Below are 12,594 nucleotides of genomic sequence, written 5' to 3'. Positions count from 1 at the left end.
TGAGCTGGTGCGCCTGCCCCAATGCCCGGTTCCGCCGCGCGGAACGATTCGGCCCGGCGGGCAGTCTGCCAGTTGACAATCTGACTTCAACCAATGAAAAAATATCTCCTCGCGTTGGGTCTGCTGCTGAGCGGCGGAGTGCTGTCGTCGTGCGAAAAGTTTCTCGACGTCAACACCGACCCCAACAACCCCATCACGGCCACGCCCAACTTCCTGCTGCCCGGCGCCATTTCCCAGGCCATTCAGCAGCAGATGTTCACCTCCCTGGTCACGCCCTACATCACCCAGAACCTGGTGCGCCGTCCGCCGCAGGCCAGCTCCGACCAGTTCTACCTGACCAACGGCAACAGCACCAACACCTTTAACTACTTCTACTTCTACTCGGCCGGCAACGCCCGCACCGCCATCGAGTCGGCCCAGCGCGAAGGCTCGCCCTACTACGTGGGCGCTTCCAAGATTGTGCTGGCCATGGGTCTGGCCCACGCCACCGACATGCTCGGCGACGTGCCCTACTCCGAGGCCTTCCTGGGCGCGGGCAACTACACGCCCAAGTACGACCCGCAGCAGCAGATTTACCAGACCGTCAATCAGCTGCTCGACGAGGGCATCGTGGAGCTGTCGAAGCCGGCCTCGGCCAACCTGCGGCCGCTGTACGTGACGGCGCCCAGCATCAGCGGCGACATTCTGTACCGCGGCAACACCGAGAAGTGGATCCGGCTGGCCAACTCGCTGAAGGCCCGCCAGCTCAACCACCTCACCAAGAAAGCCACCTACAACCCCCAGGACGTGCTGGCCCTGGTCGACAAGGGCTTCAAGGAAACGGCCGACGACGCGCAGCTGCAGTTTGAGGTGGCCGCCGCCCCGCTCACGGGCACTACCAACATCTTTGGCACCACCCGCGCCAACTTCGCCTCGGCGGCCTTCACGGCTACCTTCTCCACCAACCTCATCAAGTACCTGAACGGCAACGCGCCCAACGCCACCTACCCCGGCGTGGTCGACCCGCGCTTTCCCATCATGGCCACCGCCAACAGCACCGGCGGCGACCCGGGCGTGGGCGGCGGCACGCCCGTCAGCGCCGCCACCGGCAACGCCACCGACTTCTACTCCAGCTGGTACGCCCGCGACCTGGGCTACTTCGAAGTCATCACCTTCCACGAGCTGAAGTTCATTGAAGCCGAGGCCGCCTTCCGCGCCGGCAACCGCACCCGCGCCCTGGCCGCCTACCGCGACGGTATCCGGGCCCACATGCGCAAGATTGGCGTGGGCGGCTCCAACGCCGTGCCGGCCGTGACCTTCCCCGTCATCACCACGGCCCAGATCGACGCGTACCTGGCCAGCAGCGCCGTGGCCCAGAACGAGGGCGAGCTGGATCTGAAGCGCATCATGGAGCAGAAGTACATCGCCATGTTCCTGAACCCGGAGTCGTGGTCGGATCTGCGGCGCTTCGACTTCGACCCGACCATCTACGTGAACCTGCGCTACCCCACCAACGCCAACCCCGCCCTGCGCGACAAGCCCGACTACAAGGACCGGTGGCCGCGCCGCATGGCCCCGGGCCTGACGGAGGTGCAGTACAATCCGCAGAACGTCAACGCCGTCATTGCCGCCACCGGCGCCATTTCCTCGGACGACTACCTGGGCAAGCCCATGTGGTGGGACCAGCCCTGAGGCTGCCCGCGTCCGCTATTCCTTCACGCTTTTCCCCGGTTTTATTCCGATGACCTACTTCTCTAACCTGCGCCGCGGCGCCCTGGCCTTGCTCCTGCTGGGGCCGGCCCTGGTGGCCTGCGAGCGGGAACTCGACAACGACGACTTCTACCGCGAGGTGGGCGGGCAGTTCCCCAGCTTCGCCGCCAACGACTTCGGCCTGGCCGCCAAGTACGCCACCGGCGAGGTAGTGCGCTTCGAGCTGCGCTTCGCCGAGCAGACCTCGCCCATCAAGGAAATCCGCATCCTGCAGAAAGTGGAGCCCGGCCGCGACTCGGTGCTGGTGCAAACCATTCCCTACCAGCGCGCCTTCTCGCGGGCCCGCAACAGCGACACGCTGATGGTCAACTACACCGTGCCGGCCGGCGTCAACAAGGCCAACGTGCGCGTGGACGCCGTGGTGGTGAGCCAGAACAACCAAACCAAAACCCGCTCCTTCAGCTTCCGCCTGGCCGAGCCCACGCCTACCGTGCGCGTCAACGCCCCGCAGAACCAGACGGCGCCCGTGGGTGCCACCCCGGTGCCCGGCGACGTGGTGCGCTTCCCGGTGGTGCTCAACGAGGGCGGCATCAACACCGCTACCAGCCTGGGCGCTACCGGCACGCTGTTCAAGGACCTCGACAGCCTGGTGGTGTACGTGCAGGTGGGTGCCACGCCCGAGCGGCGCGTGCGCGAGCTCACGCGCCGTCTGCCCGCCACCGGCGCGCAAAGCGGGGCCGCCCTTACCGTGAACGTGGACGCCACCCTACCGGCCGGCTCGGCCGGTCAGCCGGTGGTGTACCGCTTCGAGGCCAAGTCGCGCTTCCAGGACCGCCCGGCGCCGGCTGCGCCCAGCATCCGCTCGGCTACGGCCGCGGCCCCGGCCCTCACGCCTGGCACACCCACGCCCCTGGCCGCACCGCGCACCGTCACGCTCACCTACTCGGGCACCGGCGGCGACCAGGCCGCCCTGGATTTGACCACGTTTACGCTGGTGCCCGCCGCCGGCCCCCTGGCCAGCAAGGACGTGGCCATTACCAGCACCGCCGGCAACACCGTGCGCCTGCAGGCCCTCACGCCCACTTCCACCACGCCCCCCCTGGCCCAGTCGACGAGCTTCGTGCGCCTGACCACCGGCGGCGCGGCGGCCTACAACGCGGCTACGCTCAACAGCATCCGCCAGCTGTACCGGACCGCCGCGGCGGCCAACCAGGTTACCCAGCTCGACAACGTGGTGGTGGGCGACGTGGTGGTAGCGCGCCTGCGCGGCCTCGACCAGTACGTTATCTTCACCGTGGCTGGCATCAACCGCACGGCCACTTCGGTAGAGCTAACCCTGAACGTGAAGGCGCTGTAATAGCACCTTCGCCCGTGCAACACCCGTCGTTCGGCCCCGGCCGGGCGGCGGGTGTTGCGTTTACAGACAGCCGCATGGCCCGGCGCTTTTGTCCATCTCACGCAATTCCACCACCGACCCGAGGCATTCGGCCGCTTTTGAAACTCCCCAACGCCCAAGCGCCGCGCGGTCCGAAACCACGCGGCGCTTGGGCGTTGGGGGGTGGGCCGGATTTAGCGCCCGAACAGGCGGCCGAAGAAGCCGCGCTTCTTCTTCTTTTTGGTCACGACCTTGGTTTTGGTGCCGGCGGTGGTAGTAGCCGGGCGGGCCGTGCCGGGCCGTCCGGGCGCAGCAGCCGTGGTCGGGGCCGTAACAACCGGGGCCGGGGTGGCTGCGGCCGTGGCTGGCGCGGCCGGGGTGGCGGCCTCGGCCAGCACGGGGCCGGCGGCCGAGCCCAGGGTGCTCACGCGCAGCGGCCGGCTTTCGTTGTGCAGGCGGTCGAGGGCAGTTACGTAGTACGCGTATTCCTGGCCCCAGCGGGCGGTGGTGTCCACGTAGGCTGCGGCGCCCGCCCGCGTGAGCCGCGGCTGAATGGCCAGGATGCGGGCGGGGTTGTCGGGGGTGGGCTGCTCGCCGCGCCCGAAGCGGTAGATGACGTAGGCGTGGGCCGAGTCGCCGTCGGCGGCCGCCGGGCCGGGCTGCCAGGCCAGGGCTACCACGGTGCCGCCGGCGCGGTTGAGCACCAGCTTCTCGGGGGCGCGGGGCGGCACGGCATCTTTCCACGGCATGGTGGGCAGCAGCGCGGGGTAGCGGTAGAGGTTGCGCCGCAAGGAGTCGGTGGTGCGCAGCGGGTTGGCCATGAGCGAGCGGGCCGAGAAGAACACGCTGCCGCTGACTTCGGTGGGGTACGAGCGGTTGAGGCGCACCTGCCGGGGCAGCTCGCGCGGGTTGCGCCAGGTGGTGTCGGAGCGGGTGCTTTCGAGCATGCGGTAGGCGCCGTGGCCCACGTACAGGTGCCGCTCGAAGCGGTTGCGCGTCCACCACTCCAGCAGCGTGGCGTAGGGCACCAGCTTAAAGTTCGAGCTCCAGTAGAGCTGGGGCAGGATGTAATCGATCCAGCCTTCCTGCAGCCACTTGCGCGAGTCGGCGTAGAGGTTGGAGTAGCTGGGCTGCCCACCGCGGGTGTCCGAGCCGTCGGGGTGAGCCGAGCGGTTCATCCACACGCCAAAGGGGCTGATGCCGAACTTCACCCAGCGCTTGGTGGCCACGATGGTGTCGTGCACCTGCTGAATGAGCTGGTTCACGTTCTGGCGACGCCAGTCGGCCACGCTCAGCCGCTCGGGGTTGTAGCGGGCGTAGGCCTGCTCGTCCTGAATGGCCTTGCCCGGCTCGGGGTACGGGTAGAAGTAGTCGTCGAAGTGCACGCCGTCCACGTCGTAGCGGCGCACCACGTCCTGAATCACGCGGGTGATGTGCTGGCGCACCTCGGGCAGGCCGGGGTTGTAAAGCAGCTTACCGGCGTAGCGCAGAAACCACTCGGGGTGCTGGCGGTAGGGGTGGTTGGGCGCCAAGCGCCGCGTCACCGAGTCCATGCTGGCGCGGTAGGGGTTGAACCAGGCGTGGAACTCCAGCCCGCGGCGGTGCGACTCCTCAATGAGGAAAGGCAGCGGGTCCCAGCCCGGGTCCTTGCCCTGCTGGCCGGTGAGCCACTTGCTCCAGGGCTCCAGCTCGCTGCGGTAGAAGGCATCGGAGGCGGGACGCACCTGCACGAACACGGCGTTGAGGCCGGCGGCCTGGCTGGCGTCGAGCATGCGCAGGTACTCGCGGCGCTGCTGCTCGGGCGTGAGGGTGCGCTGGCTAGGCCAGTCGATGTTTTCCACCGTGGCAATCCACACCCCGCGCAGCTCGCGCTTGGGCGGCGCCGAGGGAATGGGCGTGGTGATGATGGGTGTTTTGGCCGGGGCCGCGCCCGGCGACTGGGGCGCGGCCAGCTGGGCCAGGGAAATCAGGGGAAAGAGCAGCGCCAGGGCGGCGCCCGTCAACGTTCGGAGCATCAGAAACAGCAAGCAGTCCGCGGCCACGCCGCGCACCTAACCAGGCACTAGGGCGCAATTTACGCAGAACCCCGCCGTGCATCAGCGCCGCAGCGCGGCAAAGGGCAGGTCGAGCAGCGGAAACTCGGCCCAGCGGGCGTGGTCGAAGTGCCACCACTCGGCGGGGTAGTTCACGAAGCCCTGCCGGGCCAGCGCCGCGTGCAGGGTGGCGCGGTGGCCGCGCACGGCGGCGGGCAGGTCGGCAAAGGCGCTGTGGGCGCGCGGACTCAGGTCGTCGAAGCCGGTGGGCAGGGGCAGCTCGCGGCCGCTGCTCAGCTCCACCAGGGTGGCGTCGACGGAGCAGCCGCGGTTGTGGCGCGAGCCGCGCCAGGGCGGGGCGGCGTAGGTTTCGTCGGGCAGCTGCTCATACATGGCCACCGTCACCGCGTAGGGCCGGTAGGCATCCCAGATTTTCAGGCCCAGTCCCCGCTCCGCCAACTCGCGCTGCGCGGCCCGCAGCGCGTCGGCTACCGGCCGGCGCAGGTAGGCCGCGGCCTCGGGGTAGAGCACCCGCCCAAAGAAGTTGTCGGCCGTGGCGTAGGGCAGCTCGATGACGAGGCCGGGCACGTGCGCGGCCAGGTTCACCAGCTCCTGCGCGGGGTTGTGGGCGACCTGCTGCCAGTATTGGGCGGCGTCGCTGAGCACGGCCAGGCCGTAGGCATTCAGGGAAGCGGGCGGCGGGCTCATGGCTCGGAGCGCTCGTGGAGGGCCGACCAATAGGCGCGCACCTGGGCCGTGCGCCGGGGCGAGGTGCGTTGCAGCTCGTGGTCGTAAATCAGCTGCCCCAGGCGCCTCATGAAAGGAAAGCCCACCGCGTCGTAGTCGTACTGGTCGTCGTTGAGCACGCCGTCGCGGTTGCAGTACACCACCGCCGACAGCAGGAACTCCACCCCGCGCAGCGAATCTACCACGCAGGCGTTGTCGATCAGAAAGCCGTAGGCCTGGCCGATTTTGTTGTAGATGCGCACGCCCTCGGGCAGCGGCGCCGGCGGCCCGCCCACCAGCAGGAACTTGGCGTAGTTGTCGGGGTATTCCGCCGGGTTGTACTGCGGAAAGCGGCTTAGCCGCGGCGGCAAGCTTAGGTACCTGCGCAGCAGGGCGTAGTCGTCGGGCCGCAGGTTGAAGCGCTGGCTGGCGGGCACGAAATCGGGGAACAGCAGGGCCCGCAGCACCTGCTGCTGCTTGGCAAGCGGGAAAAAGTTCTTGTCGCCGAAATTCATGGGCTTCTCCACCTGCTGGCCGTTCTGCAGGTAAGCGTGCCCCACGTCGATGCCCGGCAGACGCAGCGGGGCAGGCCACAGATGATCGGTCTTGTACTGGGCGCTCATCGGGTACGGTACCGAGTGGCCGGCGCTGTCGAGAAAAAAGGTAAACGGGTTAGTCTGGCCCGAGGCGGGGGCTTTGTCGCCCACCGAGAGGCGGTGCACGATGCGGGTGGCGCCGAGCTGCCGGCGCCCGAGCAGAGCCTGCAGGGTGTTGTAGCCGATAAACTCGTAGAGGCGGTTGTAGGCGTCGTTGTCGCTCACCAGCAGCACCTTGCGGATGTAGTGCCCGATGGTGGGCCGGTTGCCGGGCGCGGTGCTGTCGGCCCGCACCCTGGTTTGGCCGGCATACGCGGAATCAATCTGCAGCGGGGTTTCGCGGGTGGGCCGCAGGGCCCGGCCGCGCCCGATTGCGGCCCGGCCCTCGTGCAGCTCTTCCAGGGCCAGGGCTGCGGTGGGCAGCTTCACCGTGCTGGCCGGGTAGAAATACTCTGTGGGCCTGAGCCGGTAGGCGTAGGTTTTAAACGAAGGCCGGCCCTGCGCGTCGCGCCGGATTTGGGTGTAGAGAATCTGGACCCGGTGCCCCTTGGCAGCGTCCAGTACCCGGCGCACGGCCGCGGTGGTGTCGCGGCGCAGCAGCTGTTTCAGCGGGTTGCCCGGCTGGGCTGAGGCCGCGGTGGGCCCGGCCAGGCCGAGCAGGAAAAGCGCAAAAAACCGGTTCATCACGCCGGAAGATAGTTCCTGGCGTGATGAACCGGTTTTCAGGCGGGGCGAAATCTACTTCGCGTCGCGGTTGTCGGCGTCTTCAATGGTGCCGCCGTCGTTGGCCGAGCTGCGCGAGAGGCCGCCGTTGGCGTACCGGTCGGTTTCGCCCTTCGGCTGGCTTTGGTTCTGACGCTTTTGGCTGTCCTGGCCGCCGCCCTGGTTGCGCTGGTCGGCCGAGGGCTGCCCGCCGCGGTTGCTGCTGCCCTTGGCGTTCTGGCCCGCGGCCGGCTGCTCGTTGCGGTTGTCGCGGTCGTTGCCGTGGTTGCCGCCGTGCTGGCCGTGGCTGCTGCGGCTGGCTTCCGGGCTGCCCACACTGCCGGGGCTGGCCCCGCCCATGCGCTGCTGCTCGCCGCGGTTCACGTTGCCGTCGGAGCTGGTTTTGTCGATGGGCGCCTGCCCGGGCGCGGCCGGCCGGTTCTGGTCGGAACCTTGGCCCTGGTTTTTATCCATTGCGTTTTTCATGACCGAAGAGCTTATTGGTCCTGGTTAGTGGAGCGCTGGCCGCTGTTGACGTGTTTGGCCTCGTCGCGCACCTGCGAGCCAGCGCTGGGCGGGCCCTGCTGCTTGTTTTGCTGCTTGGCCGCTTCCTGAGCGTCTTTCTTCAGCGGAAACTGGTTCTGGCCGCTGTTGGCCACGCCGGTTTTGTCGGCGCCGCTGCTTTCCTGGTTGGTCGGATTTCCTTGTCCTTTGTTCATAGCGGTAGTGGGGTGAAAGAGTGAGTTGGTAAGTGGTGAACTGCGGAGGCAGAGGCCGCTGGAATCTGGCCCGACCGCCCCAGCCTACAGGCCCGTCACGGCGCCGGGCTGGCCGGCCGAAGTGCCGGTACCGGCCGAGGTGGTGCTGCCGCCTACATCGCCTTCGGCGGCGTTGCCGGGGGCATCGTACTCGGTGCCGCGGCTTACGCTGCGGCCCTGGGTGGCGCGGCCGCCCACGTTGCCGCCGCTGCCGGAGTTGTCGTCGGCGTTTTCGCCGGTTTGCAGGTTCAGCCGGTCGCCCATGCCGTAGCGGCCCTGGGGCTGGCGCTGCTGCTCGCTGCCGGGCTGGCCCGAGGCCGTGGCCTCGGCTTCGTACTCGCGGCCGGCGGCGCGGGCGTTGGATTCCTGGTTGTAGGGCTCCTGGTCGATGGGGTCTGGTTGCATGGTAGTGGGCGCGGAAAGTACCCCGGTCTATACGCGCTGCCGGGGCCGCGGTTCCTACGGCTGAGCTTGCCATCTTGTCGGTTGCCAGCGGCTTGGCAAGCTTGTGGATGCCCCAGCGGCATGGAAAACGGCACCCCGCCCCTGGCCGAAGCCTTTGCCCGCAAAACCGACGCGGAGCTGCTTTACCTCACCCAGCACCCCGGCGCCTTTGCCCCGGTGCTGGTGGAGGCGGCCTGGGCCGAGCTGCGCCGCCGCGGCCAGGTGCCGGCCGCCGAGCCACCCCCGCCCGCGGCCCCCACTGCCACCCCCCAGCTGCACCGCAGCCTGGTCGTGACGCTCAGCCTCACCGCCCTCAACCTGCTGGTGTACCTGCTGATGGTGGCCACCGGCGTTGATGCGTTTTCTCCATCCGGGGCCGACCTGGTGGCCTGGGGCTCCAACTACTCGCCCCTGGTGGGACAGGGCCAGTGGTGGCGGCTGCTCACCAGCTGCGCCCTGCACGGCGGGCTGGGCCACTTGCTGCTCAATGCCTATGCCCTGCTCTTCATCGGGGCCATGCTCGAGCCGCTGGTGGGCCGGGGCCGGCTGCTGCTGGCCTACGGGCTGAGCGGCGTGGGCGGGGCACTGGCCAGCTTGTGGTGGCACAGCCAGGGCGTCAACAGCGTAGGCGCTTCGGGGGCCATCTTCGGACTCTACGGCTTCGTGCTGGCGTTGGCCCTGCGCGGCAACGGCCGCCTTTCGCGCTCCGAGCGCAGCGCCCTGCTCGTGCACACGCTCTACATCGTGGGCGGCAACTTCGCCGTCACGGCCCTGCCCGGCATCGACCACGCCGCCCACCTGGGCGGGCTGCTCACCGGCGCCGCGCTGGGCGCGGTGCTGTCACTGGCGCGGCCGGGCGCCGCCCCGCATCACCCGAATATGTGAGGGCCCCGAACGCAACGCCTTGCAACGATTTGGCCGGCCGCTGGCTCTATGGCCAAACCTCTCCTCTATTCACCAATGAAACGAGTATTACTTTCCGTGCTGAGCCTGCTGCTGGGCACCGCCAGCTTTGCCCAGCAAGTGCCCGAGGGCGGCTTCGAAACCTGGGGCCAGCGCAACGGCGCCGAAGCGCCGCAGGGCTGGATCACCACCGACGACGTGCTGCTGGAAATCTTCGGTTTGCCCCTCAACTCGGGCTCCGTGAGCAAGTCGACTGACCGCCGCAGCGGCAGCTTCGCCGCCAAGCTCGAAACCACGGCCCTGCCCTTGATGGGCGGCGTGCTGCCCGGCGCCGTGTTCGTGGGCAACCGCTTTAACATCACCGGCTTCACGCCCGGCGGCGTGCCGCTGACCGGCCGCCCCGCCAACCTGCAGTTCTACTACAAGCTCACCGGCCCCGGCGCCGCTATCGACTCGGCCCAGGTGAGCGTGCAGCTAACCAAAAGCGTGGGCGGCATTACCGAGCTGGTGGCCGACGCCGAAATGTACCTGCTGACGCCCGCGGCCACCTACACCCAGCTGGTGCTGCCCCTCACCTACTACTCCTCGCTGGGCGCCGACTCGGTGCGGATATATTTCAGCTCGGGTGAGGCCGTAGACCCGCTGGCCGGCACGGCCCTCTACATCGACGACGTGTCGATGACCGGCGTGGTGACTCCGGCCCGCGAGCGGCAGGTAACCTCGGCGCTGACCGTGTTCCCCAACCCCAGCGCCGACGGCCGCTTTACGCTCAGTGCCCAGCAGGAGCCCGCCCTGCACGCGGCCTTCAGCGTGACCGATGCCACCGGCCGCGTGGTGCTCCGGCAGCCCGCTTCCACGGCCCTCAGCAGCGCTACCCGCGTCGTCGACCTGCACGGCCGGCCCGCCGGCGTGTATACCCTGCGCCTGCACGGCCCGGCCGGCCCGGTGGTACGCCGCCTGCTGGTGCGCTAGCCCCGGCTGCCTCCTCATTCAGTGAAACCCGCCCGGTACCTGCCGGGCGGTTTTTTCATGGGGTGCCACCGCGGCCTGGGATACGCGACCCGACCGCCCTGAGCCCCCTCACACGATTATGCTAGTGGACGCGTCCAATATCCGATAGTATCTTTGCGCTGTCGGCGCCCTCTGACGAACCGCTGCCGGCCTCCTGGTTTTGCCCTTCAGCCCTTCTGATCTATGAAACAGCTTTTCCTTTTCGCCCTGCTGCTTGGCCTGGTAGGCCGCAGCTACGCTCAGCAACAGGTTCCCAATGCCAGCCTCGACTCCTGGCAGACGCGCAACGGCGTGGAAGTACCCACCAGCTGGACCACCACCGACGAGATGCTGGCCCAGGGCGGCATTCCCATCCCGCTGGGCGCCGTCACCAAAACCAACGACGTGCACGGCGGCGCCTTTGCCGCCCGCCTCGAAACCAAGTCGTTCTTCGGCTTCAACCTGCCCGGCTTCCTGATTCTGGGTACGCGCATCGACACGGCCAACAGCCGCCTGGGCGGCGTGCCCTACACCTCGCGCCCCACCAAGGTGCAGTTCTGGTACAAGTTCACCGGCACCGCCACCGACTCGGCCCAGGCCATCGTGGCCCTCAGCCAGGGCGCCGGCGCCCAGCAGCAAACCATCGGGGGCGGCGCCGTGGTGCTGCGCCCTTCGGCCACCTACCGCCTGGCCGAAATGCCCATCGGCTACGTGGCCCCGCAGGCGCCCGACACGCTGATCATGTACTTCGCCACCGGCACCGACTTTTCCCAACCCAGCACCGGCGTGCTGCAGATCGATGACATCGTGATGAGCAACGCCCCGATAACGGCCAACCGCGAGCCGGCCCTTACCGGCGTGCTGGCCGCTTACCCCAACCCCAGCCAGGACGGCCGCTTCCGCCTGCGCGCCGAGCGCGACTTCGACGTAGCCGCCGCGGCCTTTACCGTGACCGACGCCGCCGGCCGCGTGGTACTGCGGCAGCCCGCCATCAGCCCCGCCGCCGTGGGCGACGGCCGCGAAATCGACCTGCACGGCCGCCCGGCCGGGGTGTATGCCCTGCAGCTCGAAACCCCGCGTGGTACCGTGGTGCGCCGCCTGCTGGTGCGCTAGCCCGACCCGATTTCCCTGGTTACCTTGCCGCCCGGCCCCGTGCCGGGCGGTTTGCGTTTAGGGCTGTCGAAGGCCCGGGCGCCCCCGCCGGCAGGCCCCACCCTTAACTCCTGCGCCGTGTCCGACCGCTCACTGCCTGCATCCGATGCCCCCGGCCCCGCCACTTCGCGCTGGCGCCGGGCCCTGGCGGCGCTGCGCCGCACCGTGGGCCTGCCCACCGAAGGCATCGGCTACCTGCTGCACACCGGCCGCAGCTACCGCCACTTCCTGCGCCCGGTGCTCAACGGCGCCTTTGGCGACCAGCTGGCGGCCCGCGGCGACCGGCGGGCCATAGCCATGAGCTTCCGCCGCCTGGGCCACGACGTGGCGGTAGCTGACCTGGACCTCGACCGGGAAGGCCCGCGCCGCACGGTGGTGTTCGTGCACGGGCTGATGGGCGACGAAACCATCTGGCAGGAAGGCGCCGCCGACTTGCCCCGCTACGGGCCGCGCCTGGAGCGCGAAGCCGGCCTGCGCTGCCTGTACCTGCGCTACAACACCGGCCGCCACATCTCCGAAAACGGCCGCGACTTCAGCCGCCTGCTCACCGCGCTGGTGCAGACCTGGCCCGCCGCCGTCACCGAGCTGGTGCTGATTGGCCACTCGATGGGCGGGCTGGTGATTCGCTCGGCCGGCTACTACGCGCACGCTACCCACGCCGAAGCGCTGCCGGAAACCCCACCGGCAACCAGCACCGAAAATCCTGGGGGGGCTGTGCCCAGCAGCGCGGCGCCCTGGGTGGCGCGGCTGCGCAGCGTGTTTCTGCTGGGCGTGCCCAACGAAGGCTCGTTTCTGGAGCAGAACAGCTTCCTCACCGCCCTGCTGCTGCGCCGCCTCAACCTGCGCCCTACCCGCTTCGTGGCCGACACGCTGGACCGCCGCTCCAACGGCATCCGCGACCTGCGCCACGCCCGGCTGGTCGACGAGGACTGGCAGAATCCCCACGCCGACGATCTGCTGCCCCCGCGTACGCCGGTACCACCGCTGCCGGGCGTGCAGTACCACGTGCTGGCGGCTTCGCTGCTGAAAAACGCCGGGTCGGTGCTGGCGCGCTACTTCGGCGACGGACTGGTGGGCGGCGGCAGCGCTACCGGCGACATTTTCGGTCCCGCCACGGCGTTTCAGGGCCAGGTACGGGTGCGCATGTTTCCGCGTCAGCACCACGGCACTCTGCTGGCCCACCCCGAAGTGTACGCCTACCTGCGGGAGCACCTGTAGCCGGCGCC

At 68.9% G+C, this 12,594-nt stretch carries 12 protein-coding genes; 6 read left to right on the top strand and 6 right to left on the bottom strand.

Going from position 1 to position 12,594, the window contains the following annotated elements; genetic code table 11:
* Positions 1-93: 93 nt before the first annotated feature.
* Positions 94-1,671: a SusD/RagB family nutrient-binding outer membrane lipoprotein gene (locus ACE191_RS20010; protein ID WP_400194019.1), complete on the top strand. Its 1,578-nt coding sequence runs from the start codon at positions 94-96 to the stop codon at positions 1,669-1,671.
* Positions 1,672-1,720: 49 nt separating this feature from the next.
* The gene (locus ACE191_RS20005) at positions 1,721-3,046 is read left to right on the top strand and encodes a hypothetical protein (RefSeq protein WP_400194018.1); all 1,326 of its coding nucleotides are present in this window, start codon (positions 1,721-1,723) and stop codon (positions 3,044-3,046) included.
* A gap of 212 nt (positions 3,047-3,258) precedes the next feature.
* On the opposite strand, the gene ACE191_RS20000 is transcribed toward ACE191_RS20005, so the two are convergent.
* The 6 genes from ACE191_RS20000 to ACE191_RS19975 all read right to left on the bottom strand — a co-directional run bounded on the left by ACE191_RS20000 (position 3,259) and on the right by ACE191_RS19975 (position 8,284).
* Positions 3,259-5,079 carry a glycoside hydrolase family 10 protein gene (locus tag ACE191_RS20000; RefSeq protein ID WP_400194017.1) on the bottom strand — a complete coding sequence of 607 codons (1,821 nt, stop codon included), beginning with the start codon at positions 5,077-5,079 and terminating at the stop codon, positions 3,259-3,261.
* Positions 5,080-5,160: 81 nt separating this feature from the next.
* Positions 5,161-5,805 carry a M15 family metallopeptidase gene (locus tag ACE191_RS19995; RefSeq protein WP_400194016.1) on the bottom strand — a complete coding sequence of 215 codons (645 nt, stop codon included), beginning with the start codon at positions 5,803-5,805 and terminating at the stop codon, positions 5,161-5,163.
* The gene (locus ACE191_RS19990; RefSeq protein WP_400194015.1) at positions 5,802-7,103 is read right to left on the bottom strand and encodes a serine hydrolase; all 1,302 of its coding nucleotides are present in this window, start codon (positions 7,101-7,103) and stop codon (positions 5,802-5,804) included. The genes ACE191_RS19995 and ACE191_RS19990 overlap by 4 nt, the downstream gene beginning before the upstream one ends.
* 54 nt (positions 7,104-7,157) lie before the next feature.
* Positions 7,158-7,607 (bottom strand): hypothetical protein, encoded by a 450-nt coding sequence (locus ACE191_RS19985; RefSeq protein WP_400194014.1) that lies wholly within the window; start codon positions 7,605-7,607, stop codon positions 7,158-7,160.
* 11 nt (positions 7,608-7,618) lie between these two features.
* Entirely contained in the window at positions 7,619-7,840 is a 222-nt protein-coding gene (locus ACE191_RS19980; protein WP_400194013.1) for a hypothetical protein, read from the bottom strand.
* An 84-nt stretch (positions 7,841-7,924) separates the two neighbouring features.
* Entirely contained in the window at positions 7,925-8,284 is a 360-nt protein-coding gene (locus ACE191_RS19975) for a hypothetical protein (RefSeq protein WP_400194012.1), read from the bottom strand.
* Between the two features lie 120 nt (positions 8,285-8,404).
* On the opposite strand from ACE191_RS19975, the gene ACE191_RS19970 reads away from it, so the two are divergent.
* The 4 genes from ACE191_RS19970 to ACE191_RS19955 all read left to right on the top strand — a co-directional run bounded on the left by ACE191_RS19970 (position 8,405) and on the right by ACE191_RS19955 (position 12,586).
* Positions 8,405-9,208: a rhomboid family intramembrane serine protease gene (locus ACE191_RS19970; RefSeq protein WP_400194011.1), complete on the top strand. Its 804-nt coding sequence runs from the start codon at positions 8,405-8,407 to the stop codon at positions 9,206-9,208.
* A gap of 75 nt (positions 9,209-9,283) precedes the next feature.
* Positions 9,284-10,198, top strand: coding sequence for a T9SS type A sorting domain-containing protein (locus tag ACE191_RS19965; protein ID WP_400194010.1), 915 nt, complete (start codon positions 9,284-9,286; stop codon positions 10,196-10,198).
* A 222-nt stretch (positions 10,199-10,420) separates the two neighbouring features.
* Complete coding sequence (locus tag ACE191_RS19960) at positions 10,421-11,329, top strand: T9SS type A sorting domain-containing protein (protein WP_400194009.1); 909 nt, start codon at positions 10,421-10,423, stop codon at positions 11,327-11,329.
* Between the two features lie 117 nt (positions 11,330-11,446).
* The gene (locus ACE191_RS19955; protein ID WP_400194008.1) at positions 11,447-12,586 is read left to right on the top strand and encodes an esterase/lipase family protein; all 1,140 of its coding nucleotides are present in this window, start codon (positions 11,447-11,449) and stop codon (positions 12,584-12,586) included.
* Positions 12,587-12,594: the final 8 nt, after the last annotated feature.

This window comes from Hymenobacter sp. B81, assembly GCF_044628455.1.
Lineage (GTDB): Bacteria > Bacteroidota > Bacteroidia > Cytophagales > Hymenobacteraceae > Solirubrum.
This window is presented reverse-complemented; position numbering and strand designations above follow the sequence as displayed.